A 27,000-nucleotide genomic window follows, 5' to 3' on the forward strand; every position below is an offset into this window, starting at 1 on the left:
CTTCGAGATGTTACTTCGGCCCCCCGACGCCCAGCGTTACCGTCACGGCGTCGGGACGGGTGTTGTCGTCGTGGTGGTCGTCGGCGCGTCTGGCGTCGACGTGGAGGTGGTCGAGTCGGCGGACGGCGACGGAGCAACCGACGACGACGGATTCTGCGTCGTGGTGGTCGTCGTCACCGACGAGGTGCCCGGCGTCGTCGATTCGGTAGCAGAAGTCGCCGATTCCGCGGACTCTGATGCCGATGGTGTCGTCGACTCCTGAGTGCTCCCGGAGAGTGCGGCGAGTACCGCGGGTGTCTCCACTGGTGCAGCCGCGGCGACGCGCGCGGCCGCGGTGGCCTTCGCGACGCCGTCGGGTTCCGGCGATCCCGCGGCGCTGACGAGTTGGGTCTTCGCGGTCACTGCGGGAGTCTTGTTGAGCGCAGCGAGTACGTCGTCTTTGCCCGCTCCGAGCCCCCGGTCCCAGTTGGCCCAGTTGTGCACCCCGTAGTTGGGCAGCGAGATCACCGACACACCGCTCTGCGCCAGCTGTAGCTGCAGCAGCACCGTCGAGACCGCCGACAGAATCTCCAGCGCCACCGCGTTGATCAGATCCGACTGCGAGAGCTTTGCCATGTCGGTAGGACTCGGGAACCCGTTGCCCGACGAGATGATCAACGTCTGGCCGTTCTGCTTGAGCTTGTCGATGTTCTTCGACGGGTCGTTCGCCGTCCATCGGGCGCTGCCGGGGACACCCCACATGTTGACGATGCCGTTGGTGTAATTCGACACCAGCGTCTGAGTTGCGAGTACGCCGAGCGCGCCGATCGGATTGTCGGTCTGGTAGTACCCCGACATCGCCTGCACGACCTTGAACTGTTCCGGGTGCCGCTCGGCGAGGGTCACCGCAGGCCCCGCCGACATCGAGAGGCCGACGATCGCATTGTCGGATTTACTGACACCGAAGTTGGTGGCGAGGTAGTCGGGCAGTTCCTGGGTCAGAAACGTCTCCTGCTTGATCGTGACGTTCTTGTCGCCCGCTCCGCCGTCCCAGTCGGTGTAGAACGACGACGCCCCGCCCGCGGGCATGACGAGCGTGGTGTCGCTCCTGCCGTCGTAGACCTTCGCAGCCTGGACGTCGGTGGTCCACGCCGAGCGGTCGTCACGCGCACGCATGCCGTCAAGCAGGTACACCCCCTTCGCACTGCCGTTGGATGCGCGTATCTGGACGATGACGAACTTGTGCTGGGACTCCGACCAGACCTTGCAGTTCTGCACGTAGTTGCCCGACGAATCCCAAATGCATCCCTCGCGCAGGACCTCGGGATGACCGACCATGGCCGACGCCCGATTGTCCTTGCCGACCAGTGTCCCGAGGCCGAGTAGTGCTGCGGTCAGCGTCAGTACCGTTCCGACGCCGATCAGGCGGCGTCGAATACGCCGTGGTCCACGAGCACGGGTCGGCGTCGGCTCGGCGGCCGTCGGAGCGTCGTCGTAGACAGTCCACTGGTCGCGCGGATCACTACTCGGTGAATGGGGTGGGATGGGCATGTGGCTCCTGCCGTCTGTGGTCCCCGATGTCTAAGTGGTCGGTTTGCGCATCGACTCCGTTACATGCGATCCGCGTCTACCGTGGATTTCATGGCAGATTCGGACAGTTACGACGTCATCGTGATCGGCGCTGGACCAGCGGGCGAGAACGCCGCCGACTATGCGATCCGCGGAAGTTCTCGCCGCGCGGTACTCATCGAGAGTCAACTCGTCGGAGGTGAATGTTCGTACTGGGCCTGCATGCCGAGTAAAGCGCTGCTGGGTGCGGGCGCTGCGCTCGACACGGCGACTGGGCTGCCCGGCTCGCGGCCCCGTGTGGTCGACGATCAGCCCGACTCCGCGAGACTTTTCGCCTGGCGGGACTCGTTCACCGAGAACCGCGACGATTCATCTCAGGTGGAATGGGCGCGCGGAGCCGGAATCGACGTCGTACGAGGTGAGGGGCGTCTTGTCGGTGAGCGGGAGGTCGAGGTGGCCGGCCGGCGCCTGCGGGCTGGCGAGGCCGTCGTCGTGGCAACGGGTAGTGAGGCGTCGATTCCGCCCATCCCGGGACTCGCCGATGCCGCACCCTGGACGTCACGCGATGCGACGAACCTCGTTGAGGTCCCGCCACGGATCGCTGTGCTCGGCGGTGGTGTAGTGGCCTGCGAGGCCGCGACCTGGCTGGCCGAGCTCGGCAGCGAGGTGACGATGGTGGTCCGCGGCAAAGCGCTGCTGCCGTCGATGGAACCGTTTGTCGGAGAGCGTGTCTCTGCGGGACTGCGCGACCGTGGCGTCGACATTCGATTCGGCACCACGTTCGCGTCGGTGGCACGCCCCGGCGTCGACGACACCGGCTACGGACGGATTCACGGAGGCCCCGCGGCGGTCGACCTCGCCAACGGTGACGGCGACGTCGTCGACAGGCTCGAGGTCGACGAGATCCTGGTAGCCGCTGGTCGACGGCCCCGCACCGTCGACGTCGGATTCGAGTCTCTCGGCATCGATCCGAAGGCCAAGCTCGACGTCGACGATCGTCTGAATATCGCGGGTCACGACTGGCTCTACGCCGTCGGTGACGTCAACGGCCGCGCGCCGCTGACGCACATGGGCAAGTACCAGGCGCGTGTCGCCGGTGATGTGATCGCCGCACGCGCGGAGGGACGTTCGCTCGACGGCGAGCGGTACGCGGCCACCGCCGATCATGCCGCCGTGCCGCAGGTCGTGTTCACCGAGCCGCAGGTCGGGTCAGTGGGACTGACCGAACACGCCGCCCGCGACGCCGGGCTCGACGTTGTCACATCGGAGCTCGACATCGAGGTCGCGGGATCGGCGCTCGCACGCGACGACTACAGCGGCCGCGCGAAGCTGGTCATCGACCGTGGACGAAATGTGTTGGTGGGAGCCACGTTTGTCGGCCCCGACATCGCCGAGCTGGTCCATTCGGCGACGGTTGCCGTTGTCGGAGAGGTGTCGATCGACCGGCTCTGGCACGCCGTCCCGTCGTACCCGACGGTCAGCGAGGTGTGGCTGCGACTGCTGGAGAACCTGCGCGGGTAGGGACTCGTCGGTCCGACGTCGCCGCGCGTACGGACCAGTAGCGTGGACTCCATGAGTACTCCCCACCTCATCACTGCGTCGGACCTGCGTGAACTCGGCGACGATCCCAAACTGCGCATCGTCGATGCGACTGTGCATCTTCGATTCGGCGACGGCGCTCCCCAGATCGAGTCCGGACGCGAGTCGTACCTGGCCGGCCACATACCGGGCGCTACATTCATCGATCAATTGGTCGCACTCTCCGACGCCGACGGTGAAGCGCCCTTCGCAGTCGTCTCGTCCGACGACTTCGCCGCGGTGGTGGGGGATGCCGGCATCGGCGACGATTCGCGCGTTGTCGTCTACGACACGGAGAACGGTATCTGGGCGACTCGTCTGTGGTGGCACTTCGGCCTCGAAGGGTTCGACGAAATAGCCGTGCTCGATGGCGGGCTCCAAGCGTGGGTCGACGCCGGCTTCCCTATCGACAGAGGTGAATCCGGCTATCCGCCCGCCGACTTCACCGCACGACGACGACCCGAACGGATCGAGTCGACCGACGAGGTGATTGCCGACGTCGACGACGATTCGGTGTTGCTGATCAACGCACTCGACCGCGACGCCTTCGCGGGAGGGCACATTCCGGGGAGCGTCAACGTCCCATTCGGTGAGTTGGTCGACGAGCGCGGCAGGCTCAAGGACGTGCCTGCGCTCCGCGAGATCTTCGACGCCGTCGGCGCGCTGGATGCCGGTGCCCGCCCGGTCACCTACTGCGGGGGCGGAATCGCAGCCACCGCGGCCGCTTTCGCGCTGTCGGCAGTAGGACGCGACGACGCCGCGGTCTACGACGGCCCGATGAACGCGTGGACATCTGATCCTGCAAGGCCGCTGGAGACGAGCTGACTCCACGTTGCGTGGGATCCAGGGGTACGAAAATGCCCCCCGGGATCCCACGCAACTATCGGCGGGTGCCCCCAGTCGGACTCGAACCGACACTGTGCGGATTTTAAGTCCGCTGCCTCTGCCGATTGGGCTATAGGGGCGCGCTGACAAGCATGCCATGCGCGTTCCAGCGCAAACGAGGGAAGTGCCCCATGGGGGTGACGTTCTGCACTCACCGATGCAGACCCGCCTGGCGTACCGCCAGGCGGGCGGCGCGTTGGACGCACCAGACGGTCCAGGCCGCTGATATCAACGCGATCACAAGCAGTTCGCTGGTCATCCAGACCAGGGCGTCGCCGCTGACGGTGTTCGACGGGTCCTGGACCATGAAGACCACAGCCATCACCGACAACAAGCCGATGACGGCTGATGGCCAGCCTGCGTGCGCCTCGAGGTGGTGCTTTTCTTCGATCACCTCGGCAGCGTGCCGCTGATGGTCGGCCCGCGAGTCGTTGAGCTCGGAAAGGGCGACGAACAGATCGGCACTACGGCGAGGCTGTGAGGATCGGTGGTAGGACAGCACCCAGGCTCCGACCGCGACGGCGGCGAAAGCAAGTGAGAGGTAGACCACACCCCATCGTAGCCCGTCGGACGGATGGCGCAGAGTGCGACGGCGACCGGCCAATGCGCATCTCCATCGAGCGTTACACCCTTGACGCTCTGACTTAATGGCGATAACTTAACGCGGGTAAGTGACCATCAGGCGCAAGGGGGACCGCATGCTGGCAAGACTCACCCGACTCGCGGTTTCGGCACCCAAACGTGTTCTGGCGGTGGCGTTTGTGCTGCTGGTGTTGTGCGGGATCTACGGAGCGTCTGCCTCGCAACACCTCCTCGCCGGCGGTTACTCCGACCCCAACAGCGAATCGGCGCAAGCGGCACAACAGATCAACGACACGTTCCAGCGTGGGGGATTACAAGTCGTTCTGAAACTCGACGCCCCCGCAGGCACCGACATGGAAAACGACCCGCGGGCGGCCGCGGTCGGCAAGTCGCTCGTCACCGAGCTCGATGGCATTCCCTATGTGCAGCAACCGATTCTGTCGGTGTGGCAGGACCCGACGCTCGCCCCCGGTCTGGTCAGCAAGGACCGCAGCTCTGCCCTGATCATCGCCACGCTCGACGGCGGCGAGGCCGACGCGCCCGCGCATGCGAAGGAGGTTGCCTCCCGCTTCGAGGGGACCCGTGACGGCATCTCGATCCGTGTCGGTGGCGGGGGGCTGGTTTTCCAGCAGGTCAACGAGCAGACGACCCGCGACCTCGCGCTTGCCGAGGGTATCGCGATCCCTATCAGTTTCCTCGTACTGATCGTCGTGTTCGGGGGAGTTCTCGCGGCCATGTTGCCGATCGGGGTCGGCATCATCGCGATCGTGTTGACGTTCGCCCTGCTGCGGTTGATCGGCACCGTCACGGATGTGTCGATCTTCGCGCTGAACCTCACCACCGCAATGGGGTTGGCGCTCGCGATCGACTACACGCTGCTGCTCGTCACTCGCTATCGAGAAGAGGTCGCCGACGGTCGGGACCGGCGGTCCGCGATTCTGCGCACCATGTCGACGGCTGGCCGGACCGTCGCCTTCTCGGCGATCACGGTCGCCCTCGCGCTCGCCGCATTGGCGATCTTTCCGATGTACTTCCTGCGTTCGTTCGCCTACGCCGGACTCGGTGTGGTTGCGATCGCCGCGGTGACCTCACTGGTGATCACTCCCGCCATCCTCATGCTCCGCGGCGACCGGATCGACTCGCTCGACGTGCGTCGCGGAGTTCGTAAGCTCCTGGGTCGACCCGAGCCGACACCGCGTCCGGTCGAGCAGGGCTGGTGGTACCGCGCGGCGTCGTGGGTTCTGAAACGGGCCGCGCCCGTCGGGGCTACCGTCGTCGCGATCTTGTTGGTGCTCGGCGCCCCCTTCCTGTCCATCAAGTTCGGCTTCCCCGATGATCGCGTCCTTCCGACGAGCGCGAGTGCGCATCAGATCCAGCAGGAGATACGCGACGACTTCGCCCAGAACCTCTCCTCGACAATCACCGTCGTCACCACCGGCGATGTCTCGCAGCAGACGAGGGCGCACTACGCGCAGGAACTCTCGCGCGTGGCCGACGTCAACTCGGTGTCGGGGGCGGGCGGCACCTTCGTCGACGGTCGGCCAGTGGGACCGGTCAACCCCGCGGACCTGCGCGGCGACGTCGGAGTGATCACCATCGCCACGAGCCTCGAACCGATGCAGGAGGCCGGCGAGCACCAGCTCGCCCAGCTGCGGGACGTGCCGGCACCGGACGGTCTCACAGCGAAATTCACCGGAACTGCTGCGACCAACGTCGACACCGTCGATTCGATCTACGCACACCTGCCCTGGGTGCTCGGGGTGATTGCGATCGCCACCTTCATCCTGTTGTTCCTGTTCACCGGAAGCGTCGTGCTGCCGCTGAAGGCGTTGGTGCTCAACGTGTTGTCGCTGTCGGCAACCTTCGGCGCCATGGTGTGGTTCTTCCAGGAAGGCCATCTCGGGGGACTGGGCACCACGGCAACCGGGTACCTCGCGGCCACGATGCCGGTGCTCATGTTCTGCATCGCGTTTGGTCTGTCGATGGACTACGAGGTGTTCCTACTCGGCCGCATCCGCGAATCGTGGCTCTCGTCGGACCGATCACGCGCGGCCAACGACCGGGCCGTCGCGCTCGGCATTGCCAGGACCGGCCGTGTCATCACCGCCGCAGCGCTGCTGATGAGCATCGTGTTCGCGGGAATCGCGGCGTCAGAGGTGTCGTTCATGCGTATGTTCGGTGTCGGGCTCACGCTCGCCGTGCTGATGGATGCCACCCTCATCCGGATGCTGCTCGTCCCGTCGTTCATGCGACTCGCCGGGCGCGTGAACTGGTGGGCTCCCGCGCCGCTGCGCCGTGTGCACGACCGCTTCGGACTCTCCGAGGAGGTCGAGGACGAGCAGCGGGGATCGCCCGCCCGCCCCGACGCGAACCCCACCCACGAAATCGAGACACAGGAGAACAGTGACGCCGACCTCTCGCAGGACCCGATCGCCCCGCGGATCAGGTGAGTTGCTGGCAGACGAGATCATCGACGCCGCCACGTCGCTTCTGCTCGACGCCGAGGCGGCCTCGGCAGTGTCGATCCGCGCGGTCGCCGAGAGGGTGGGCGTCACGCCGCCGTCGATCTACCTGCACTTCGCCGACAAGGACGCGCTGCTCGAGGCGGTGTGTGCACGGTACTTCGAGCAGCTCGACGAGAAGTTGGCCGAGGCGTCGATCGGGGTCGACGACCCGCTGGAGCGGGCTCTCCAGATGGGGATGGCCTACGTGCGATTCGCGGTCGACACCCCTGTGCTGTACCGCGAGGCCTTCCATCACGTATCCCGGCCGAGCAGCGGACCAAGGTCGACGAGGTTCTCGCGGCATCGGCGTTCGTCCGGTTCACCGGGACTGTCGGCGAACTCGCGGAAGCCGGTGTGTTCAGGCCCGCCGAGGTGGGCGACGTGGTGCTGGAACTGTGGACTGCCGCACACGGTCTTGCGTCGCTGATGATCGCAAAGCCCGGTCTGGGGTGGGGTGATGACTTTGCCATCGCTGAACAGACGCTGCGCTCGGTGTGTCTCGGACGCGCGGTGCTCTCGATCCGCGAATATCGTGCACCCGATGCGGTCCGAGGCTTTCTCGACGCATTGAGCGCCACGTCGGATCCCCCGATTGGTCAAGAGAAGGTAAAGTCGGAACCGAAACGGGCCGATCCCCGTTGATGAGACGTACACGTCCATATAAGGAGCACCTGTGCGAGACAGCAGTAACCCGGTGATGCGCGGCGTCGTCCGCGATAACCAGAATCCCGGCGGATACGCCGGCTTCGGTTCCAACATGGCCGGGGCCGGGCAAGCCGCTATGTACAACCAGTACGGCCAGCAGGTTCCCCCGCAGTATGCGCCGCCGCAGGCCGCCGGACGCCAGCTGACCATCGACGACGTCGTCACGAAGACGGCGATCACTCTCGGCGTCCTGACCATCTCGGCGATCGTCAGTTACGTCATCAGTAGCTACAACAACGCGCTGGCAGGCCCGCTCATGGGTATCGGTGCGATCGCTGGTCTGGTCCTCGTGCTGGTCGCGTCGTTCGGTCGCAAGCAGGACAACCCGGCGATCGTGCTCGCGTACGCGGCCTTCGAGGGACTGTTCGTCGGCTCGATCTCGTTCGTGTTCGCGAATTGGATGGTCAGTGGTGACACCAGCGCGGGTGCGCTGATCGGGCAGGCGGTCCTCGGCACGTTCGGCGTGTTCTTCGGAATGCTGCTGGTCTACAAGATCGGTGCCATCCGCGTGACCCCGCGCTTCACGCGCATGCTGTTCGCCGGACTGATCGGCGTGATGGTGCTCATGATCGGCAACCTGATCATCGGGCTGTTCACGGGCGGAGCGGGTGTGCTGCGCGACGGCGGTCCGATCGCGATCATCTTCTCGCTGGTCTGCATCGCGCTGGCGGCGTTCAGCTTTCTCGTCGACTTCGACGCCGCTGATCGGCTCATCCGTGCGGGCGCTCCGTCACGCGCAGGTTGGGGAGTGGCACTCGGACTGACGGTCACCCTGGTGTGGCTGTACGTCGAGATCCTGCGACTGCTGAGCTACTTCAACTCCAACAACTAGTAGTTCCAGCACGACATACATCGAGGCCCTGCACTCCGCTGGAGTGCAGGGCCTCGGTCGTCGAACCAGAAGTGCGGTCAGCTCAGGCGCTCGAGCACCATCGCCATACCCTGCCCACCGCCGACGCACATCGTCTCGATGCCGAAGGTCTTGTCGTGGGTCTGCAGGTTGTTGAGCAGCGTGGTGGTGATGCGTGCGCCGGTCATGCCGAACGGATGCCCCAGTGCGATTGCGCCGCCGGAGACATTCAACTTGTCGTGGTCGATGCCCAGCTCGTTGGCCGAACCGAGGACCTGCACGGCGAATGCCTCATTGATCTCGAAGAGGTCGATGTCGGATAGCGACATCCCCGACACCCGCAACACCTTGCGCACGGCCTCGATGGGGCCGAGACCCATGATCTCCGGCGACAATCCCGTGGCAGCAGTCGCGACGACACGGGCCAGCGGGGTCAGGCCGAGTTCCTTGGCCTTGGTGTCACTCATGACGACCAGTGCCGCAGCGCCGTCGTTCAGCGGGCAGGCGTTACCTGCGGTGACGGTTCCGTCGGGGCGGAACACCGGCTTGAGCTGCGAGATCTTCTCGTAGGTCGTCCCAGGGCGTGGGCCGTCGTCGGTGCTGACGACGGTGCCGTCGGCCAGGGTAACCGGGTCGATCTCGCGCTCGAAGAAGCCCGCCTTGATGGCTTCCTCGGCGCGGTTCTGGCTACGAACACCCCAGTGGTCCTGATCTTCACGCGAAATGCCGGTGAAGCTGGCGACGTTCTCGGCGGTCTGACCCATCGCGATGTAGACGTCGGGCAGCAGGCCGTCCTCACGCGGATCGTGCCACGCCGGAGCGCCGCCCTCCGCGGTGCGTTCGGTGCGGGCGAGGGCCTCGTCGAAGACAGGGTTCTTGGAGTCCGGTGCGCCGTCGGCTCCGCCGGAGATGGCAAAGCTCGACACGCTCTCGACGCCGCCGGAGATGAACACGTCACCCTCGCCCGCCTTGATGGCGTGCAGGGCCATGCGGGTGGTCTGCAACGACGACGAGCAGTAGCGGTTCACGCTGACGCCGGGGATGTGGTCGAACCCGAGTTCGACGGCGAGGACACGGCCGATGTTGTAGCCACCCTGGCCACCGGGCTGACCGATGCCCCAGTGGATGTCCTCGATGTCCTTGGGATCGAGTTCAGGGACCTTCGCGAGGAGTGCGGTAACCATCTGGCGCGAGAGTTCGTCCGGCCGGACGTCTTTGAGGGATCCCTTACCGGCGCGGCCGATCGGGGAGCGGGCATGGGCAACGATGACGGCTTCAGTCATGTGAAACACGTTACTGCACGTCGTCGACGCCAGATGAGCCGGATTTGTCACTCGAGCGCCGCAGGTTCCGCGCGGATGTCGGCGCGCCGCCGGGTTGGACGAGCGGAAGGAACACGTCGTCGACGATGCCACGCAACACGTCGTCGGAGACGGGCGCCAGCGACATGAGGACCTCGTACCGATAGAGGTCGGCTGGGAGTGCGACGGCGCGCTCGGTCACGTGCGCCGGATCGATCTCGCCACGTGCCACGGCGCGGTCGATGAGGGTGGGCATGATCGAGACGCGATCGCCGACGAACAACGCGCGGACCTCACGTGGACTGGTGTCCCCCTCGGCGAAGTACTCGCCGAGACTCGACGCCATCATCACCACGAAATCTGCGCGGGTGGCGTTCATGTCGCGCAGTGCGGCGAGCACGTCGTCGCGCAGGTTCCCGGTATCCGGCACGTCGACGGTGACCTGGCGCCCGCGGTGCGCGATCGCCGCGCGCAGCAACTCGCCTCGCGTTGACCACCGGCGGTAGAGCACCGGCCTACTGGTTCCCGCGCGGTCGGCGACCGCCTCGAACGTGAGACCGGCGTAGCCGCGCTCGAGCAATTGGTCCCACGCTGCGTCGAGGATTGCTGTTTCGAGTTCGGCGCCCCGGCGTCGGGTCACCGTAGACGCATTGTCCTCAAGGTCCACTTGCGTATCTTATCGCGCCCAGCTAGCGTCGCGATAAGATACATAACTGTTTCTTAAGGAGGTCGTCATGACTGCGACAGCGTCTCCGGCGCAGACCATCGACCCGGCGACGCGTCGCGTTGCGTGGGCGGTGATCGTCGGCCTGATCGCACCGATCCTCGACACGACGATCGTCACGATCGCGCTCGAGACGCTCGGCCGGGATCTCGATGTCCCGGTGTCGACGATCCAGTGGGTGAGCACGGGTTACCTGCTGGCACTCGCTGTCGCGGTGCCGCTCGCGGGTTGGGCGGCGACCCGATTCGGTTCGCGGGCGGCCTGGATCGCGGGGCTGATGATCTTCCTGCTGGGGTCCGTGCTGTGTGCAGTGGCGTGGAACGCGCCGTCGCTCATAGCTTTTCGTGTCGTGCAGGGTCTAGGTGCCGGGCTGATCATGCCGCTGATGACGTCAATCCTGGTCACGGCGAGTCGAGGCGTCGCACTCGGGCAGGTGATCGCCCTGGTGTCCATGCCGACGGCGTTGGGACCGATCCTCGGACCGGTGCTCGGCGGCGTGATACTGAACTGGCTCAACTGGCGGTGGCTTTTCCTGATCAACGTTCCGATCGTCGCCGTTGCGTTGTATCTCGCACGCCGCATCCCAGACGACCGCTCGACGGCCGACGCCGACGACCATCACGCACGACTCGATATCGTGGGGCTACTGCTGCTCGCACCGGGGCTTGCGCTCGTCCTTCTCGGGCTCTCCAACGCGCACACGGGCCTGTTGCGGGTGAGCGTGCTGGTCCCGGTACTCCTTGGCGCGAGTGCGCTGGGCGCGTTCGTGGCACGTGGCGTTGTGTCGCAGCGAGCCGGAATCGTCGATATCCGAGTTCTTGCCCACCGCGCGGTCGCTGCGTCGGCTGCTGGACTGTTCGCGTTCGGCATCGCCTCGTTCGGCGCAATGTTTCTGCTGCCGTTGTTCTTTCAACAGATATATGGCGACTCGGTGCTGCGCGCCGCGCTCTATCTGATCCCGCAGGGGGTCGGCGCCTTCGTGACCCGTGGGCTCGCAGGGCGGCTCACCGATCGTTTCGGCGGACGCTGGGTGGCGCTATCCGGATTTCTGATCGTCGCCGCTGCGACCGTGCCGTTCGCGGTCGCGGATGCTGGTACATCGCCGTTCTGGTTGATGGTGGCTTTACTCTTCCGAGGTTTCGGTCTCGGGTTGTTGCTGTCGCCGATCATGGCTGCCGGATTCATCGGTGTACCCGATTCCGCACGTCAGGACACCAGCATGCTCACCCGGATCACGCAGCAACTCGGTGGATCGTTCGGCACGGCGATTCTCGCCGTGGTGGTCGTGTCGGCGGCCTCGGTGGGTGCGGGGTTCTCCGCCGCTTTCTGGTGGTCGGTGGTCCTCGCCGTGCTCGGCGCGGTCGTCGCACTCGCGTTGCCGCCTCGGCCGGAACTCAGGTGAACGGAACTATCTCGACGCCCGCAGCGACCAGGGATGCACGGGTCGCGATCGACATCGCCACCGCCCCGGGGCTGTCACCGTGCAGACACACCGAGTCGACGTCGATGCGTATGGTTTCACCGTCGACGCAGTCGACGACGCCGTCGGTGATCATCCGGACCACGCGCTCGGCGACGAGCTCCGGATCGTCGAGGACGGCGCCGGGCTCGCGTCGGGAGACCAGCGTGCCGTCGGAGTGATAGGCCCGATCGGCGAAAGCCTCCCGTACCGTGCGGATTCCGCGTTGAGCAGCGATCTCGAGCAGCCGTGAGCCGGGGAGTCCGAGTATCGGGAGGGCAGGGTCCACCGCGGCGACCGCGTCGACGACGGCTCGCGCGTGCTGTTCGTGGTGCACGGCTGTGTTGTACAGCGCGCCATGGGGTTTGACATAGGTGACCGCACTGCCGGCAGCGTGGGCGATGGCTTGGAGTCCGCCGATCTGGTACACGACGTCGTCGGTCAGTTCGGTCCGCGTGGCGTCGACGAAGCGTCGCCCGAAGCCGGCGAGATCGCGGTAGCTCACCTGGGCGCCGATACTGACACCGTTCTCCCGTGCGCTGCGACAGGTCCGTGCCAGCGTGCTCGGATCGCCCGCATGGAATCCGCATGCGACGTTGGCGCTGGTGACCACCTCGAGCACGGCGTCGTCGTCGCCGAGTTGCCACCGGCCGAACGACTCACCGACGTCGCTGTTGAGGTCGACGTGCGCCGTCATGTGACGGTCCGTGCGCGCCGCAGTAGTCGGGTCATGAACTTGCTCGTCGGCACCGTCTCCGACATCTCCGGCGGCTCGGGCAGCGGTGCGGGGCCCCACTCGCCGATCTCCTCGAGTACCGGTGGCGTGAGTATCGCAGCGGCGAGCTCGTACCCGGCTGCCGAGGGGTGGTAGTGGTCGGGTGAGAACATGTGGTCGGGCTCGGCTTTGAATTCCTCGGCGAGCAGATCGGCGAGCGGGACGGCCACCCCTCCTGCGCCGCGTACCGCCGACGCCTGACGGGCCGCGAGACGCAAGCCCCAGATCCGTAGGACGGACCGCAGGGGTTGGGGGATTGCGGTGATGACACCGAAATCGGGACAGGTACCCACGACCACCACGGCGCCGGTGTCGCGTAGTCGGCGGACGGCGGCGCCGAGACGGTTCGCGGACGCCCGGATGCCGTTGGTCGCGGTGACGTCGTTGGCGCCGACGAGAATCAGTGCCACGTCGGGCTGATGTCCCGCGATGAGCATCGCGTCGATCTGTGCCGCGAGTCCCTTCGACGTGGCCCCGACGATGGCCTTGTTGCTATAGCGGATGACTCGGCCGGTGTCGGCTGCGACACGGCGCGCAACGCGCACCCCCGGGGTGTCGTCGGCCGAGTCGACGCCGAGACCGGCGGCGGTCGAGTCGCCGAAGACGGTCAGGTGCAGCTCGCCGGGGCTGTCGCGCGTGACGCGCAATGGTCCAACGCCGTCGGGGAGGTAGATGCCGTCACCGTTGGGTGCGTTGTCGGTGCGATGGGGAATGGTGGTTCTGGCCTGCTGTGCCTGCCAGACCAGCACGTTGTAAGCCGCCCACGTGGCGCCGGCTCCCGCGGCTGTCGCGGTTGCAGCGGCACCGACATCGCGGAGGACGTGACGCGAATCGGACACGATTGCCAGCTTAGCGGTAAGTCGATTGTGGACGTCTCGCGACGCTCTGGGACCATGGAGGCATGCGCATCGCCAATCACGTCGTCGACCTGGTGGGCAACACACCACTGGTCAAGCTCAATTCGGTGACCTCGCCCGACTCCGGGCTGGTCGCGGCCAAGGTCGAGTACCTCAATCCCGGCGGCAGCAGCAAGGACCGTATCGCCGTGCGGATGGTCGACGCCGCGGAGAAGTCGGGAGAGTTGCGCCCCGGTGGCACCATCGTCGAGCCGACGTCGGGCAACACCGGGGTGGGGTTGGCGCTTGTCGCGCAGCAGCGCGGATACAAGTGCATCTTCGTGTGCCCCGACAAGGTCGGCGAGGACAAGCGCAACGTACTGCGTGCCTACGGCGCCGAGGTCGTCGTGTGCCCGACCGCCGTCGCGCCGGAGCATCCCGACAGCTACTACAGCGTCTCCGACCGGCTGGTCCGCGAGGTGGAGGGCGCGTGGAAGCCCAACCAGTACGCCAACCCAGCAGGTCCGCAGAGTCACTACGAGACCACCGGTCCCGAGATCTGGCGTGACACCGACGGAAAGATCACCCACTTCGTCGCAGGGGTAGGTACCGGCGGCACCATCACCGGCACCGGCCGCTACCTCAAAGAGGTGTCGGACGGGAAGGTCAAGGTGGTCGGCGTCGACCCCGAGGGCTCGGTGTACTCCGGCGGAACCGGGCGCCCCTATCTCGTCGAGGGGGTCGGTGAGGACTTCTGGCCGCAGGCCTACGACCCGAGCATCCCCGACGAGATCATCGCCGTCTCCGACGCCGATTCGTTCGACATGACCCGACGCCTCGCCCGCGAGGAGGGATTGCTCGTCGGAGGCTCGTGCGGCATGGCGGTCGTCGCCGCGCTGCAGGTGGCCGAGCGGGAGGGACCCGACTCCGTCGTCGTGGTCCTGCTGCCCGACGGCGGACGTGGCTACATGGCCAAGATCTTCAATGACGAGTGGATGAGCAGCTACGGGTTCCTGCGCACACCGCTCGACGGCGGCAAACCCGAGCCGCTCGTCGGGGATGTGTTGCGCGGCAAGACAGGCACACTGCCCGACCTCGTGCACACCCATCCGCAGGAGACCCTGCGCGACGCCATCGAGATCCTTCGCGAGTACGGCGTCTCGCAGATGCCGGTCGTCGGTGCCGAGCCGCCGGTGATGGCGGGCGAGGTGGCGGGTGCTGTGACGGAGCGTGACCTGCTCTCCGCGGTATTCGAGGGGCGCGCGAGTCTCGCCGACCCGGTGTCGGCGCACATGGGAGATCCCTTCCCGCTCATCGGTTCCGGCGAGCCCGTGTCGGCAGCGACCAAGGCGCTCGGTGAGTCCGATGCCCTCATGGTGGTCGAGGACGGCAAGCCGATCGGCGTCATCACCCGACACGATCTGCTGGCGTTCGTCAGCACCCATCCGACGATCACCGCGGGCTAGCCGGCAAGCGTCCAGATTTCTACTCAGCGAGGAGTTCTCACGTGAAGAAGTACCAGCGGCCACGCGGCTTTTCGACAGACGCCATCCACGCGGGTTACGAGCCCGACCCGCAGACCGGAGCCGTCAACGTGCCGGTCTACGCGAGTTCGACGTTCGCACAGGACGGCGTCGGGGGGCTGCGCGACGGGTTCGAGTACGCACGTACCGGAAATCCGACCCGCCGGGCGCTCGAAGCGAATATCGCAGCCATCGAAGGCGGTACGTACGGGCGCGGATTCTCCTCCGGGATGGCGGCCACCGACGCGATGCTGCGCGCGTCGCTGCGTCCCGGCGACCACCTCGTCATCCCGAACGACGCCTACGGCGGTACCTTCCGGTTGATCGACAAGGTCTTCACACAGTGGGGCATCGACTACTCGGTGGCGCCGGTCAGCGACATCGACGCCGTGCGTGCGGCGATCACGCCCAAGACCAAGCTCGTGTGGGTCGAGACGCCCACCAACCCGCTGCTCAACGTCGGCGACATCGAGCGGCTGGCCGAGGTCGCGCATGAGGCGAAGGCAAAGCTGGTCGTCGACAACACCTTTGCCACGCCCTATCTCCAGCGTCCGCTGGACCTCGGCGCCGACGTCGCACTGCATTCCACCACCAAGTACCTCGGCGGCCACTCCGACGTCGTCGGCGGTGCGCTGGTCACCAACGACGAGCAACTCGACGCCGACATCGCGTTCCTGCAGAACGGCGCAGGCGCGGTGCCCGGACCGTTCGACGCCTACCTGACGATGCGCGGCATCAAGACGCTCGCGGTGCGGATGGAGCGCCACTGCGACAACGCGGAGAAGGTTGCCGACTACCTCAACCGTCACGAGAAGATCGAACGCGTCCTCTATCCCGGTGACCCCTCGCATCCGGGATACGACGTCGCTGCCAAGCAGATGAAGCGATTCGGCGGCATGGTCTCGGTGCTGGTCTCCGGCGGCATCGAGGAGGCCAAGAAGTTCTGCGCGCGGACCGAGGTGTTCACGCTCGCCGAGTCGCTGGGCGGGATCGAATCGCTGATCGAACACCCGGGTGCGATGACCCATGCGTCGACCGCCGGCTCGCTGCTGGAGGTTCCCGAGAATCTCGTCAGGTTGTCCGTCGGTATCGAGGACATCGACGACATCCTCGCCGACCTGGAGCAAGCGCTGCAGTAGGTCAGACCGGGTGCGGTCGTGCTGCAGGGGCCGCGGCGACCGCGTACGTTGACGCTCATCATGCTGATCACACAGTCCGAGATCGACGACGCGGTGGCCACACTCGCGCCCGTGATGCGGCGCACGCCGCTGGTTGCGTCGCGCGTGCTGTCCGAGCGCAGCGGCTCTGACGTCTGGCTCAAATGCGAGAACCTGCAGCGCACAGGATCGTTCAAGCCTCGTGGCGCGTTCTATCGGATCTCGCGGCTCTCGTCGGCCGAGCGCGCGGCAGGTGTCGTCGCGGCCAGTGCAGGCAACCACGCACAGGGGGTCGCATGGTCGGCCGCGCACCTGGGCATCACGTCACGCGTGTACATGCCGGTGGGTGCGGCGCTACCAAAACTCGCAGCCACCAAGGCATATGGGGCCGAGGTGGTGCTGACGGGTGAGACGATCGACCAATCGTTGGTCGCCGCACGCGAGTTCGCGGAGAACACCGGTGCCACCCTGATCCATCCGTTCGACCACCGCGACATCGTCGCGGGACAGGCGACGGTCGGCGTCGAGATCTGTCAGCAGATGCCTGACGTCGGATCGATCGTCGTACCACTCGGCGGCGGCGGACTGCTGGCCGGGATCGCGGCATCGGTGAAGGCCAGACGGCCACACGTGCGGATCGTCGGCGTGCAGGCGGCACGGGCAGCGGCGTGGCCGACCTCGCTGCAGGAGGACATGCCGGTCGCGGCCGAACACATGTCGACCATGGCCGACGGTATTGCGGTCGCGCTACCCGGCGCCGTTCCCTTTGCGCACGTCCGGGAACTGGTCGACGACGTGGTCACCGTCGACGAGGAGCAGTTGGCGACGGCCCTGCTGTTGATGCTCGAGCGCGCCAAGCTGCTCGTCGAGCCCGCCGGAGCCGCTGCTGTGGCTGCGCTGATGAACCTCGACCTCGACCTGCCGGGACCGATCTGTGTCGTTGCGTCCGGCGGCAACATCGATCCGCTCGTGCTCAGCCACGTGACCACGGCGGGGTTGACTGCGTCCGGTCGGTTCCTGACGGTCACCGCGACCATTCCCGACCGACCCGGCGGGCTGATCTCACTGCTCGAACTGTTGCGTGATCAGGGGGCGAGCGTCGTCGACGTCGTGCATTCGCGTGTCGCCGACGATCTGCAACTCGGCGAGGTACAGGTGACGGTCAGCGCCGAGACGCGGGGAGCAGAGCATCAGGAGGCGGTGCGCACTGCGCTCGCGGACGCGGGTTTCCTACGCTGACGTCGCGGATCAGACCTGTGGACGGAGCGTCGCGAAAAGACGGATGGTGTCGTTCTCGACGGTCTTGAACACCGACGCAGCAGTCGGACCGCTGAACAGCTTGACGGGTCTGGCGGTGGTGTTGAGTTCGAGAGCGAATCTCCACACGAGCCGACATCCGACGTCGGCGGCGCTGACTTCCGTCAGCTCGCCGAATCGCGTGAGCCCGGGCACCGTCACCGACGTTCCGCGGAAGGCGTTGCGGTAGTAATGATCCCCCGGCTCCTCGGTCCAGTCGAAGAAGTACTCGGAGAGCGCAACGCCCGGGCCGAGCTTGGCCTGACGGGTCGTGCCCACGCCGTACGGCGGCGGTGAGGTGAACTCGATACCTCTGATCGCCCGACACCAGTCGAGTGTGTGCTGGCGGGTCAGTTCGGCCCACGCACGTTCCGGCGTGACGGGGAGGTTCACGTCGATTCGATAAGTCACGGGTGCCGAGTCGAAGAAGTCGAGGTCGAAGGATTCGAGTGGGTAGCTGCGCGCCATCGTGCCATTCAAGCACGGCGCCACATCGTATCTCGGCGGTACGTGCGAGCGCGGGCGCTAACCTGGCACAGTGCCCGTCCCCGCAACCACCGTGATCGGTCTGCTCGGTCCCGTCGCCACAGGCGTCTCCGCGACACCCGGTTCGCCGGTGGCACCGGAGGACCTGGTGACGATCCCGGGTATCCGCGCGAAGCGACTGCTGGCGTCGTTGGCGCTCGGCGGTGGACGAACGAGGTCGGCCGAGCGCCTCATCGACGACGTGTGGGCAGACGAACCGCCCCGCTCGCCCGGTGCGGCCCTGCACACCCAGATATCGCGCCTGCGCACCATTCTCGGCGCCGGACGCATCGAGGCGTCAGGTGGTGGATATCGACTTGTGGGCGGTCGTACCGACATCGACATCGTCGATGAACTGATCGCCGAGGGCACTGCAACCGCGCTCGACGACGCGGCGTCGTGGTGGCGGGGTGAACCCGGTGACGACCTCGGCGACGACGCCGGGTCGCTCATCGCCGAGGTTCGTACGCGCGCAACCCGCGCCGAGAACGCCCTCGACCGCGCCAGGGGTGCCGTCGCGATGAACTCCGAGGATTACGCGACGGCCCGCGTGATCGCCGAAAAGCGCTGTGCTCGTGATCCTCTGGATGAGACCGCAGCACTGGAACTCATGCGTGCGCTTGCGGGTGAGGGCCGGGTCGCCGACGCGCTCGCCGTGTACGCCGCACTGCGGCGTCGGCTCTCGACTGAGCTCGGCGTCCACCCCGGCGCGACGATCAGCGAGGTGCACGCCGCTCTGCTCGCCGAGGGGGACCTAGATGTTCGACGGACCGCCCCGAACGCGCGACGGTCGACCATCCAGGTGGGCCTGTCGGTGGAGACGAGCGACCTCATCGGACGCGACGGTGACGTCGCGTCCATCATCGATCAACTGCGGACACATCGACTCGTCACCATCCAGGGACCCGGCGGCGTCGGCAAGACGCGGGTGGCCAACCGCGTAGGACACCGCCTGGTCGACGAGGGGGCGTCGGTCTACTACGTCCCGCTCGCGCCGATCCGCAACGACGACGACGTGGTGCCGGCCATCGCCGCAACTCTCGGCGTCGGCGAGTCTGATCTCGGCACCAACGCACGCCCACGCATCGCGGCGACCGGCGACCTGCAGGATCGGCTCGTCGATGCGCTGCGCGGCCGGGATGCGCTGTTGATCCTGGACAACTGCGAGCAGGTCATCGAGCGATGTGCGCGGCTCGTTGCAGACCTGCTGGCTGCGGACTCGTCGTTGAAGATCCTCGTCACCAGCCGTGCACCGCTGATGCTGCCCGCCGAGCAGATCTTTCTGCTGCCGACACTCGACGTGACAGACGACGGTGCGGCTGTGGAGTTGTTCACCACCCGAGCCAGCGCAGTGCGGCCCGACGCTGATCTGGCGCGCGACTCCGTCGCGCAGCTGTGCAGACATCTCGACGGCCTGCCGTTGGCGATCGAGCTCGCCGCGGCGCGAATTCGTACGATGACGGTCGAGGAGATCGCCGACAGGTTGGCGGAACGATTCGCGCTGCTGCGCGGATCGGACCGCAGTGCACCCGACCGGCACCGCACGCTGCGGGCGGTGATCGACTGGAGTTGGGACCTCCTCGACGACGACGCACGAGACGCGTTGCGGCGGCTGTGCAGGTTCCCGGCGGGGTTCACGGCCGAGGCCGCGAGAATCCTGTTGGGTCATGGAGGTTTTCGCCTCGACGACACACTGGCATCGCTGGTCAACCAGTCGTTGCTGACCGTGATCGAGGCCGACGGTCGGGTGCGCTACCGGATGTTGGAGATGGTGCGTGAGTTCGGCGAGGAGAAACTCGCCGCAGAACCCGGGCTGTCGTCGGCGGTCAACTCGGCGATGCGTGAGTGGGGTAAGACCGTTGCGGGCGAGATGGTTGCGAGCTACGACAGCGGTGTCGACGCCTCATTGATGAGCCGCGTGGCCGCGGATGTCGACAATCTCGTCTGGGTGCTCCGCCATTGCTCGGAGGTGATAGTGCACGGTGAGGACGGCTCGCCCAAGGTGGCGGACGCCGTTGACTGCGCGGTGCGCATCTTCCCGGTTCTGGCTGGATTCTGGATGGCCCGAGGTCTGCACGCGGAGGTCATGAACTGGGGTTCGCGGTTGCTCGAGGTGTTGCCGTCACCGCCATTCGAACTCTCCGATGAGCGCCGACGTGATTGGGAGGCAACCGTTCTCGCGTCGATGACACATCAAATGCTGCGGCAGGACCTCCGCGCACTCGCTCGTGCCCGATACTATCTGCGACGGCTGCACGATCCGGATCGGATCTACGTCGAGCCGACCGAGCTGATGACCGCCTGCGTGCTGAGTCGGAGTACGACCGAAGCGATCCGCTACGTGGTGCGTGGCACCATGAGTTCCGATGAGCGCGTGGCGACCACAGCACTCGGTGGACGCATGAATCTCGCCGAGAATCTGGGACGTCTCGACAAGGCCGAACGCGACGGCGAGACGTTGCGTCGGCGATCACGGCTGGGACGCGATCACTGGATGTCGGCAATGGCGAAGATCAGTCTCGGTGGCATACACAGCCAGCAGGCGAACTGGGCGCGGGCTGTCGGCTTCTATCGTGGTGGAATCGACGACCTCGTCCGGCTCGGCTCCTTCGAGGATGAAATGCAGGCGCGGGGCTACCTCGCGGTCACGCTGATCAATCTCGGGCAACTCGACGCCGCCGAGGACGAGCTCGCGCGGGTCGCCGACGGGTGGACCCCGGACGATCCGGATCCGCGCGGGTTTCCCGAGGTCTTCGCCGGAATGATGTTGGCGCTCGGTGAATTGCATTTCGCGCGCGGATATCACGCCGACGCCGCGGCGATGTTCGCCAGGGCAGCCGACCTACTGATGCGTGAGCATCCGATGGCCGCGCGAGACCCGGGCGCGTCGATGCTGATCGGCGTCGCCGCCATCGGTTTGATGCGTACCGGGCAGGCCGGCCGTGCCCGCGACCTGCTGCCGATTCTCGCGAGCAGCCTGGCCGAGACCCTGTCGCCGAGCGGCTGGAACGATATTCCACAGGCCGCCAACATGGCGGTGTCGACCGGTTATGTGTTGTGCGACAACAGCATTACCCGACGCGAAGGTGCCCGGCTGATGATGCTCGGGAAGCGACTGAACGCTCGCGTCGACTATCCGGGCTACTACGCCGTCCTGAGCGACCCGGTGGCCGCGTCGACGCTGACAAGACGCGAGTGGGACGAAGCCACCGGCGACATCCCCGCCATGCCTCGGCGCCGGGCGATCGACGAGCTCGTCAGCACGCTGGCGTCGAGGACGTCGAGCTGACGCTCGAACCGCTCACACAGACGCGGCGCGGGGGATACCGGTCGCAGGTGTCCCGCCGCGCCGCGTCGAATCGTCAGGCGTTGCGCATGTACGCCCGCACGGCGAGCGGTGCGAAGACGGCGGTGATCACGGCGGCTCCGACAAGTGCCCACACCACGTGCATTCCGGCGTGGCCGTTCACGGTCAGTTCGCGTACCGCCGATACGAGGTGGCTGACCGGATTGACCTTGACGAATGCCTGTAACCAGCCCGGCATGGTGTCGACAGGGACGAACGCGTTGGACATGAACGTGAGCGGGAAGACGATCAGCATCGAAACACCTTGCACCGCAGATGCTTTGCTCATCAGGCAGCCCATGAGCGCGAAGACCCACGACACCGCGAAGCTGCAGACCATCACCAGCAGGACCGATGCGATGACGCCCCAGGCGTTCGGGCGCCATCCCATGATGAGCCCCATCCCGACGGTGATGACGCTGGCGACCAGATAGCGGATCACATCGGCGAGCAGTGCCCCCGCCAACGGACTGATCCGCGCGATCGGCAGCGACCGGAATCGGTCGAAGACGCCCTTGTCCATGTCCTCACGCAACTGCGTTCCGGTCACGATGGAGCTCATCACGACCGTCTGCACGAGGATGCCCGGGATGATGACCGGCAGATAGGATTTGACGTCGCCACTGATCGCGCCGCCGAAGATGTAGGTGAACATCACGGTGAAGATGATCGGCATGACAGTGACGTCGAAGAGCTGCTCCGGGTTGTGCCGTAGCTTGAGCACCCCGCGGTAGGCCATGGTGATCGATTGCCGCACCGTTTCCGCCAGCGACACCGACTGCTTCGCGCGAGCGCGGATGGCTCCTGTCGTGATGGATCGCGCCGCGGGCACCTGGGAAAGTGTCGTGGTCATCAGTTGTTCTCCTCGTGAGTGCTGTCTGCGTCGGTGTTCGGGTCGCCGGCCTCGGCGGCACCATCGTCGGTCTCTGCCGGTTTGCCGGTCAGGGTGAGGAACACCTCGTCGAGACTCGGCTTCTGGACGTTGATCTCGTCGACCGTGATGCCCTCGGCCCGCATGGCGATCAATACGTCGGGCACCAGATCGGGACGGTGGAGGGGAGCCGAGATCCGCCCGGCCTCGGCCGAGAGGGTCGCGGGTTCGTCGAGGACACGCTCCACGATCTCGGCGACTCTCGGGGCGTCGGCCCGTTCGAGCGGGGCGAGCTGGGGCGTCGCCGCCCCCACCGAGCTCTTCAGGGCGTCGGCGGTGTCGTCGGCGATGACACGTCCACGGTCGATCACCGCGATGCGATCGGCGAGTTGATCGGCTTCGTCGAGGTACTGGGTCGTCAACAGGACAGTGGCGCCGTCGGCGACGAGTCGGCGAATGGTCTCCCACATCTGGGCGCGTGTCCGGGGATCGAGACCGGTGGTCGGCTCGTCGAGAAAGAGTAGCGGTGGCGTGTCGATGAGGCTCGCGGCGAGGTCGAGGCGCCGACGCATGCCGCCGGAGAAGTCCTTGAGTGGCCGGTCGGCCGCCTCGGTCAGAGAGAACTCGTCGAGCAACTCGTCGGCGCGGGTCTTCGCCGCCTTGCGGGAGAACCCGAGCAGTAGTGCGAAGACGACGAGATTCTGCCTCGCCGTGAGGTCTTCGTCGACCGACGCGTACTGGCCGGTGACGCCGACCAGTGAGCGCACCGCGGTCGAGTCGTGGACGACGTCGTAGCCGAAGATCTTCGCCGAACCCGAGTCCGGTCGCAGCAGCGTGGCCAGCATGCTGACGGTGGTGGTCTTGCCCGCACCGTTGGGTCCGAGGACGCCGTACACCGAGCCGGTCGGTACTGCCAGATCCACGCCGTCGACGGCGCGATTCGAGCCGAATTGCTTGACCAGTCCGCGCGCGTCGATGGCGAGGTCGGACCCCAGAGGGCTCGCCACGCCTGACATCGAACTGGTGGTGGTTGTCGTAGTCATGTCGTTGAGCCTGCACGAGGTCGCTGTCGTGCGGCTTACGTCATCTGTCGTGCGGTCACGTCACCGTTCGTCGTGTCACGCGGCCGCTCCGCCGCGACGATCGCAGGCTGCGGATTACGCGCGCAACGTCTGGGTTCGCATACTGGGGGCGATCTATCCCTCGATGATCGCGTTCGTCGTGATCGGCACAGCCAACCACTACGTGCTCGACGTTGCCGCGATCGCCGCAGTCATCGCGGTGGCGATGTTGATCGTGCACCTTCCGTGGTCGCGGGTATGGCATCGCGCCGCTGACAGGTCGCCGAGCACGGTGGCCCGGTGCGTGGACGACCGGGTTGGTACCGGTGTCACGCCGCAGTTGCGGGGTGACTCGACTCTTTTTGATGAGGAGCGGTCGCCAGATCGCTTTCATACCGGATGACCGATCCGACGTGGCCGAGTCGACGTTCGACGACAGTGATCGCCTCCGCGAGCTGGGTGATGTCGTCGACGTCGGCGACCAGCGCGACGGTGTGCCCGTTGTTGCGCAACATGAAAGGCACCACGTCGTAGTAGTTGCTGCCGACGATCGCCACCGGGGTGCCCTCGTCGAACAGCGCCTGCGCGTATTGCGCGACGCGCGCTTCGTCGTCGAGGACGACGAGCGGGATGTCGGGGCTGGGCTTGTGCATTCTCATGGGTCCGTCCTCCTTCGGATCGTTGTAGCTCTGACTACACGATGAACGCGCAGGTTAGCGACGGTCTGGGGCCAAGCTGTGGATAACCTGTGGCCCCGTGTACTCGATGCCGAGGCCTGTGGATGGACTCGGTGACTCGCCACCGGGATGCGTTTAGCGTGCAGCGCATGGGGAGACGAAATCACAAGTCGCCGAAGCCAACTGTCGGCCGACACACGCGCAACAGAACAACGGGAAGCGGGCGGCAGTATCACGCCGCAACGCGCCGACGACTCAATCGGATTCCATGGGCGTCGACCGGCGTACCCGACCTTCAGGCCGCACTCATCGACGCCTTCCGCGGACTCGCGGAGGAATGGGCGGGTTACATTCTGCCCGCCGGCGCGCGGATGCTGGATGCGATCGAAAGGGTTGACCGCCACAGACACGGACTCCTCGACCTCACCGATGAGGAGTACGTCGACCTCGCCGAGGAGTACTGCGACGTCGTCGACCTCTACACAATGCTGCGCGGCATGCTCGGCCGCGCCGATACGTCCGCAGAGGTTCTCGCGCGGGTGTCGCCGATCTGGGTGCCGGCGACGGTGACCGGTTCGACGGTCGCCGCGGACGAGTCGGCCGGTGGGGAAGTCGGCAGGGTAGATGTTCGCGTACTCCCCACGCTTGGTGCCGCGGGTCTGCTGATCTTCGAGAAGCCGCTGACACGAATGACCGAAGGGCCTCTACCCAACGGGATCGTCACACCGACCGTCGACGTCGACGCCGTGCTGTGGTGGTCGCACGCAGAGTTCGCCGACATCGGAGTAGGTGGTGCGTGCAAGAAGGACGACACAACGGAATGCACGTCGATCGAGGTTCAACCGCTGACCCGCAGTCGGGACCTACAACCGCTGCGCGGCGAGGCGTGGCGGCTGTCGGTGCTGACCGAGGTGACCAACTACAGCGTCGACCCCGCAGACGACATGTCGAGGGCTGGATCGGGCAGGTCGCTCTTCGAGATGCTCGGCACGTTGGGGGTTGCGTTGGAGCACAGCGACCTTCGCGTCACCGAGGAGTCGGGCACGCTCACGATGGGAGTCGACGACGCGGCATGAGCGACCCCTCGGCCGCCAGCAAGCGGACCCACATCTGGTCGAGTGGTCGCGGCTCTCAGCGTGCGAGAGCGAGCGTCCGGCTGACGATGCCCGCCATCTCGCGTTCGCCAAGAGTGTTGGGGTGCACCGGGACCGGCTGAACGGTGCCGAAGATCGGCTCCACCCATCGGACACCGACCGGTTGGCAACCGTCATGGCCGATCGACGGCGTGGTCGCGTCGACGTAGGTCACGCCGGTCGCATCGGCTGCGCGCTTGACGGCGTCGTTGAGCGTGGTCTGGATACCGTGAGCGTAGGGCAGGTCGCCCGCGGCGACAGGCAGGTTGGTGCAGGTCTGTGCCGTCGCGGGCATGATCAGCGGATAGCTCACGATCGCCACCCTCGCCCGCGGAGCCTTCGTGCGAATTGCCTTGAGCGCGTTCACGACCTTGGGGTAGGTCGCGGTGCGGACCTCCTTCTCGATCGACGCGCCGTACTGGTCCTTGCACGGAGTCCCGCGGAATCCCGCAGCGACTCCGGCAGCGATGCACTTCGCGACCGTGCCGGCGAACACATTGCCGTCGTTACCGCCGATCATGAGTGTGACCAACTGAGTGTCGGCACTCAGAGCGTGCAATTGCGGTGCTACGTCTGGATATTGGCGGGTGAAGAAGTCTTTTGTCTGTGCCCCGCCGCAACTGACGTCCCGCAGTGAGAAGCCGTTGCGTCTCGCGATGACGTGCGCGAAGTTGTTGCTCGACTGCGAGCAACTGCCTGGCTTGTCGGGTGCGGTGGGGGATACGCCCGAGCCGGCAGCGTAGCTGTCTCCGAGATTGACGTACCTCAGGGTGCCGGATGCCGGTGCGGCGTCGGCGAGGGCAGGTGTCAAGACCGAGGCCAGAAGTCCAAGTGCCGCAACAGCGGTGATGACCCCGACCCGGCGCGGTGAGAAGCGCGGTTTCATACCATGGTCTTAGCACTGCGAAGCATCGCTGGGAGACGTTTTGGACAAAGTCGTCTCAGATGGTGAACACTCCACGTGACTCACGGGACGCCGTGGATGTGATTGTTCGGCGGTGAAGGTCCGCCTCGACTGATGACCCTGCACTGGGGAGTGTCCCTACGCCACGAGGTGCGACGTCGGCCAGGACGCACAACCCTGGAATCTGTAGCGCAAAAGGTTGCTGTGGGGTGCGGAAACCGCACCCCACAGCAACCTTTCGATGCGCTGTGGTCCGGAGAGGGATCAGCCGTGGTACGGCTCGGCCTTGACGAGCGTCACCTTGACCACCGAACCGTTGGGAACGGTGTACTCGCGGGTGTCGCCGACCTTCGCGTCGATGAGTGCGGAACCGAGCGGCGAGCTCGGTGAGTAGGTTTCGAGCTTTCCGGCCTGTGCCTCTTCGCGCGTGGCGATGAGGAAGGTCTCTTCATCGCTCTTGTCGCCGTCGTAGTAGACGGTGACGACGGAACCGGGAAGGGCGACGCCGGACTGGGTCGGCGCCTCGCCGACCTTCGCGTTGTTGAGCAGCTCCTGAAGCTGCCGGATGCGTGCTTCCTGCTGACCCTGTTCCTCGCGTGCGGCGTGGTAGCCGCCGTTCTCCTTGAGATCGCCTTCCTCGCGACGCTCATTGATCTCGGCAGCAATGACCGGACGATTGGCGATGAGGGAGTCGAGTTCGCTCTTGAGGCGGTCGTGCGACTCCTGGGTCAGCCAGGTCACCTGGGTGTCGGTCATCGGT

23 protein-coding genes, 1 tRNA gene and 1 pseudogene are annotated in these 27,000 nt (G+C 66.1%); 12 read left to right on the plus strand and 13 right to left on the minus strand.

Annotated elements, in window-relative coordinates; translation table 11 throughout:
- Window positions 1-42 precede the first annotated feature (42 nt).
- Window positions 43-1,530 (minus strand): alpha/beta hydrolase, encoded by a 1,488-nt coding sequence (locus GOOTI_RS03990; protein ID WP_007237281.1) that lies wholly within the window; start codon window positions 1,528-1,530, stop codon window positions 43-45.
- 90 nt (window positions 1,531-1,620) lie between these two features.
- Here GOOTI_RS03990 and GOOTI_RS03995 point away from each other — a divergent pair, with 90 nt between their 5' ends.
- Window positions 1,621-3,069, plus strand: a complete 1,449-nt coding sequence (locus tag GOOTI_RS03995) for a dihydrolipoyl dehydrogenase family protein (protein WP_007237282.1) — start codon at window positions 1,621-1,623, stop codon at window positions 3,067-3,069.
- A 51-nt stretch (window positions 3,070-3,120) separates the two neighbouring features.
- Window positions 3,121-3,951: a sulfurtransferase gene (locus GOOTI_RS04000; RefSeq protein ID WP_007237283.1), complete on the plus strand. Its 831-nt coding sequence runs from the start codon at window positions 3,121-3,123 to the stop codon at window positions 3,949-3,951.
- A gap of 66 nt (window positions 3,952-4,017) precedes the next feature.
- Here the strand turns inward: GOOTI_RS04000 and GOOTI_RS04005 are convergent.
- Window positions 4,018-4,091: transfer RNA gene (locus tag GOOTI_RS04005), tRNA-Leu, on the minus strand.
- Window positions 4,092-4,162: 71 nt separating this feature from the next.
- Window positions 4,163-4,615: a hypothetical protein gene (locus tag GOOTI_RS04010; protein ID WP_233425414.1), complete on the minus strand. Its 453-nt coding sequence runs from the start codon at window positions 4,613-4,615 to the stop codon at window positions 4,163-4,165.
- Between the two features lie 94 nt (window positions 4,616-4,709).
- Here GOOTI_RS04010 and GOOTI_RS04015 point away from each other — a divergent pair, with 94 nt between their 5' ends.
- The 3 genes and pseudogenes from GOOTI_RS04015 to GOOTI_RS04025 all read left to right on the plus strand — a co-directional run bounded on the left by GOOTI_RS04015 (window position 4,710) and on the right by GOOTI_RS04025 (window position 8,634).
- Window positions 4,710-7,043 (plus strand): MMPL family transporter, encoded by a 2,334-nt coding sequence (locus GOOTI_RS04015; protein ID WP_007237285.1) that lies wholly within the window; start codon window positions 4,710-4,712, stop codon window positions 7,041-7,043.
- A pseudogene (locus GOOTI_RS04020) lies at window positions 6,997-7,739 on the plus strand (TetR/AcrR family transcriptional regulator). Before GOOTI_RS04015 ends, GOOTI_RS04020 begins: the two are co-directional and overlap by 47 nt.
- A 31-nt stretch (window positions 7,740-7,770) precedes the next feature.
- Complete coding sequence (locus tag GOOTI_RS04025) at window positions 7,771-8,634, plus strand: Bax inhibitor-1/YccA family protein (protein WP_007237288.1); 864 nt, start codon at window positions 7,771-7,773, stop codon at window positions 8,632-8,634.
- 77 nt (window positions 8,635-8,711) lie between these two features.
- Here the strand turns inward: GOOTI_RS04025 and GOOTI_RS04030 are convergent, their stop codons facing one another.
- Both GOOTI_RS04030 and GOOTI_RS04035 read right to left on the minus strand, forming a co-directional pair.
- Window positions 8,712-9,935 (minus strand): acetyl-CoA C-acetyltransferase, encoded by a 1,224-nt coding sequence (locus tag GOOTI_RS04030; protein ID WP_039993349.1) that lies wholly within the window; start codon window positions 9,933-9,935, stop codon window positions 8,712-8,714.
- A gap of 10 nt (window positions 9,936-9,945) precedes the next feature.
- Window positions 9,946-10,620: a TetR/AcrR family transcriptional regulator gene (locus GOOTI_RS04035; protein ID WP_007237290.1), complete on the minus strand. Its 675-nt coding sequence runs from the start codon at window positions 10,618-10,620 to the stop codon at window positions 9,946-9,948.
- A 67-nt stretch (window positions 10,621-10,687) separates the two neighbouring features.
- On the opposite strand from GOOTI_RS04035, the gene GOOTI_RS04040 reads away from it, so the two are divergent.
- Entirely contained in the window at window positions 10,688-12,079 is a 1,392-nt protein-coding gene (locus GOOTI_RS04040; protein WP_007237291.1) for an MDR family MFS transporter, read from the plus strand.
- Here GOOTI_RS04040 and GOOTI_RS04045 read toward each other — a convergent pair.
- Both GOOTI_RS04045 and GOOTI_RS04050 read right to left on the minus strand, forming a co-directional pair.
- On the minus strand, window positions 12,072-12,833 hold the full coding sequence (locus GOOTI_RS04045; RefSeq protein WP_007237292.1) for a LamB/YcsF family protein: 762 nt from the start codon (window positions 12,831-12,833) through the stop codon (window positions 12,072-12,074). The genes GOOTI_RS04040 and GOOTI_RS04045 overlap by 8 nt on opposite strands.
- Window positions 12,830-13,750 carry an SGNH/GDSL hydrolase family protein gene (locus GOOTI_RS04050; RefSeq protein WP_007237293.1) on the minus strand — a complete coding sequence of 307 codons (921 nt, stop codon included), beginning with the start codon at window positions 13,748-13,750 and terminating at the stop codon, window positions 12,830-12,832. The genes GOOTI_RS04045 and GOOTI_RS04050 overlap by 4 nt, the downstream gene beginning before the upstream one ends.
- 62 nt (window positions 13,751-13,812) lie before the next feature.
- Here GOOTI_RS04050 and GOOTI_RS04055 point away from each other — a divergent pair, with 62 nt between their 5' ends.
- The 3 genes from GOOTI_RS04055 to ilvA are packed head-to-tail and all read left to right on the plus strand — an operon-like array spanning window position 13,813 to window position 17,666.
- Complete coding sequence (locus GOOTI_RS04055) at window positions 13,813-15,213, plus strand: cystathionine beta-synthase (RefSeq protein ID WP_007237294.1); 1,401 nt, start codon at window positions 13,813-13,815, stop codon at window positions 15,211-15,213.
- Between the two features lie 41 nt (window positions 15,214-15,254).
- Window positions 15,255-16,409, plus strand: coding sequence for a cystathionine gamma-synthase (locus GOOTI_RS04060; protein WP_007237295.1), 1,155 nt, complete (start codon window positions 15,255-15,257; stop codon window positions 16,407-16,409).
- A gap of 60 nt (window positions 16,410-16,469) precedes the next feature.
- Window positions 16,470-17,666, plus strand: a complete 1,197-nt coding sequence (gene ilvA, locus GOOTI_RS04065) for a threonine ammonia-lyase (RefSeq protein ID WP_039993341.1) — start codon at window positions 16,470-16,472, stop codon at window positions 17,664-17,666.
- A gap of 9 nt (window positions 17,667-17,675) precedes the next feature.
- On the opposite strand, the gene GOOTI_RS04070 is transcribed toward ilvA, so the two are convergent.
- A complete protein-coding gene (locus GOOTI_RS04070; protein WP_007237297.1) occupies window positions 17,676-18,191 on the minus strand; it encodes an SRPBCC family protein in 516 nt (171 codons plus the stop codon).
- Between the two features lie 70 nt (window positions 18,192-18,261).
- On the opposite strand from GOOTI_RS04070, the gene GOOTI_RS04075 reads away from it, so the two are divergent.
- Window positions 18,262-21,537 (plus strand): AfsR/SARP family transcriptional regulator, encoded by a 3,276-nt coding sequence (locus tag GOOTI_RS04075; RefSeq protein ID WP_007237298.1) that lies wholly within the window; start codon window positions 18,262-18,264, stop codon window positions 21,535-21,537.
- Window positions 21,538-21,610: 73 nt separating this feature from the next.
- Here GOOTI_RS04075 and GOOTI_RS04080 read toward each other — a convergent pair whose 3' ends face one another.
- Both GOOTI_RS04080 and GOOTI_RS04085 read right to left on the minus strand, forming a co-directional pair.
- Entirely contained in the window at window positions 21,611-22,447 is an 837-nt protein-coding gene (locus GOOTI_RS04080) for an ABC transporter permease (protein WP_007237299.1), read from the minus strand.
- The gene (locus GOOTI_RS04085; protein ID WP_039993343.1) at window positions 22,447-23,508 is read right to left on the minus strand and encodes a daunorubicin resistance protein DrrA family ABC transporter ATP-binding protein; all 1,062 of its coding nucleotides are present in this window, start codon (window positions 23,506-23,508) and stop codon (window positions 22,447-22,449) included. Before GOOTI_RS04085 ends, GOOTI_RS04080 begins: the two co-directional genes overlap by 1 nt.
- A 163-nt stretch (window positions 23,509-23,671) precedes the next feature.
- On the opposite strand from GOOTI_RS04085, the gene GOOTI_RS27185 reads away from it, so the two are divergent.
- Window positions 23,672-23,929, plus strand: a complete 258-nt coding sequence (locus GOOTI_RS27185; RefSeq protein WP_233425417.1) for a hypothetical protein — start codon at window positions 23,672-23,674, stop codon at window positions 23,927-23,929.
- Here GOOTI_RS27185 and GOOTI_RS04090 read toward each other — a convergent pair.
- Window positions 23,856-24,185, minus strand: a complete 330-nt coding sequence (locus GOOTI_RS04090; protein ID WP_007237301.1) for a hypothetical protein — start codon at window positions 24,183-24,185, stop codon at window positions 23,856-23,858. The genes GOOTI_RS27185 and GOOTI_RS04090 overlap by 74 nt on opposite strands.
- A gap of 167 nt (window positions 24,186-24,352) precedes the next feature.
- On the opposite strand from GOOTI_RS04090, the gene GOOTI_RS04095 reads away from it, so the two are divergent.
- Window positions 24,353-25,279, plus strand: a complete 927-nt coding sequence (locus GOOTI_RS04095; protein WP_233425415.1) for a hypothetical protein — start codon at window positions 24,353-24,355, stop codon at window positions 25,277-25,279.
- Between the two features lie 55 nt (window positions 25,280-25,334).
- On the opposite strand, the gene GOOTI_RS04100 is transcribed toward GOOTI_RS04095, so the two are convergent.
- Window positions 25,335-26,222 (minus strand): SGNH/GDSL hydrolase family protein, encoded by an 888-nt coding sequence (locus GOOTI_RS04100; protein WP_007237303.1) that lies wholly within the window; start codon window positions 26,220-26,222, stop codon window positions 25,335-25,337.
- Window positions 26,223-26,504: 282 nt separating this feature from the next.
- Entirely contained in the window at window positions 26,505-26,996 is a 492-nt protein-coding gene (greA, locus tag GOOTI_RS04105; RefSeq protein ID WP_005174949.1) for a transcription elongation factor GreA, read from the minus strand.
- Window positions 26,997-27,000 lie beyond the last annotated feature (4 nt).

The organism is Gordonia otitidis NBRC 100426 (assembly GCF_000248075.1).
Lineage (GTDB): Bacteria > Actinomycetota > Actinomycetes > Mycobacteriales > Mycobacteriaceae > Gordonia > Gordonia otitidis.

What these genes read in the sequence shown, in the direction of transcription:
- GOOTI_RS03990 (WP_007237281.1), bottom strand. Translation starts at nt 1,530, where the DNA reads ATGCCCATCCCACCCCATTCACCGAGTAGTGATCCGCGCGACCAGTGG.
- GOOTI_RS03995 (WP_007237282.1), top strand. Translation starts at nt 1,621, where the DNA reads ATGGCAGATTCGGACAGTTACGACGTCATCGTGATCGGCGCTGGACCA.
- GOOTI_RS04000 (WP_007237283.1), top strand. Translation starts at nt 3,121, where the DNA reads ATGAGTACTCCCCACCTCATCACTGCGTCGGACCTGCGTGAACTCGGC.
- GOOTI_RS04015 (WP_007237285.1), top strand. Translation starts at nt 4,710, where the DNA reads ATGCTGGCAAGACTCACCCGACTCGCGGTTTCGGCACCCAAACGTGTT.
- GOOTI_RS04030 (WP_039993349.1), bottom strand. Translation starts at nt 9,935, where the DNA reads ATGACTGAAGCCGTCATCGTTGCCCATGCCCGCTCCCCGATCGGCCGC.
- GOOTI_RS04040 (WP_007237291.1), top strand. Translation starts at nt 10,688, where the DNA reads ATGACTGCGACAGCGTCTCCGGCGCAGACCATCGACCCGGCGACGCGT.
- GOOTI_RS04045 (WP_007237292.1), bottom strand. Translation starts at nt 12,833, where the DNA reads ATGACGGCGCACGTCGACCTCAACAGCGACGTCGGTGAGTCGTTCGGC.
- GOOTI_RS04055 (WP_007237294.1), top strand. Translation starts at nt 13,813, where the DNA reads ATGCGCATCGCCAATCACGTCGTCGACCTGGTGGGCAACACACCACTG.
- ilvA (WP_039993341.1), top strand. Translation starts at nt 16,470, where the DNA reads ATGCTGATCACACAGTCCGAGATCGACGACGCGGTGGCCACACTCGCG.
- GOOTI_RS04070 (WP_007237297.1), bottom strand. Translation starts at nt 18,191, where the DNA reads ATGGCGCGCAGCTACCCACTCGAATCCTTCGACCTCGACTTCTTCGAC.
- GOOTI_RS04080 (WP_007237299.1), bottom strand. Translation starts at nt 22,447, where the DNA reads ATGACCACGACACTTTCCCAGGTGCCCGCGGCGCGATCCATCACGACA.
- GOOTI_RS04085 (WP_039993343.1), bottom strand. Translation starts at nt 23,508, where the DNA reads ATGACTACGACAACCACCACCAGTTCGATGTCAGGCGTGGCGAGCCCT.
- GOOTI_RS27185 (WP_233425417.1), top strand. Translation starts at nt 23,672, where the DNA reads ATGATCGCGTTCGTCGTGATCGGCACAGCCAACCACTACGTGCTCGAC.
- GOOTI_RS04090 (WP_007237301.1), bottom strand. Translation starts at nt 24,185, where the DNA reads ATGAGAATGCACAAGCCCAGCCCCGACATCCCGCTCGTCGTCCTCGAC.
- GOOTI_RS04095 (WP_233425415.1), top strand. Translation starts at nt 24,353, where the DNA reads ATGGGGAGACGAAATCACAAGTCGCCGAAGCCAACTGTCGGCCGACAC.
- GOOTI_RS04100 (WP_007237303.1), bottom strand. Translation starts at nt 26,222, where the DNA reads ATGAAACCGCGCTTCTCACCGCGCCGGGTCGGGGTCATCACCGCTGTT.
- greA (WP_005174949.1), bottom strand. Translation starts at nt 26,996, where the DNA reads ATGACCGACACCCAGGTGACCTGGCTGACCCAGGAGTCGCACGACCGC.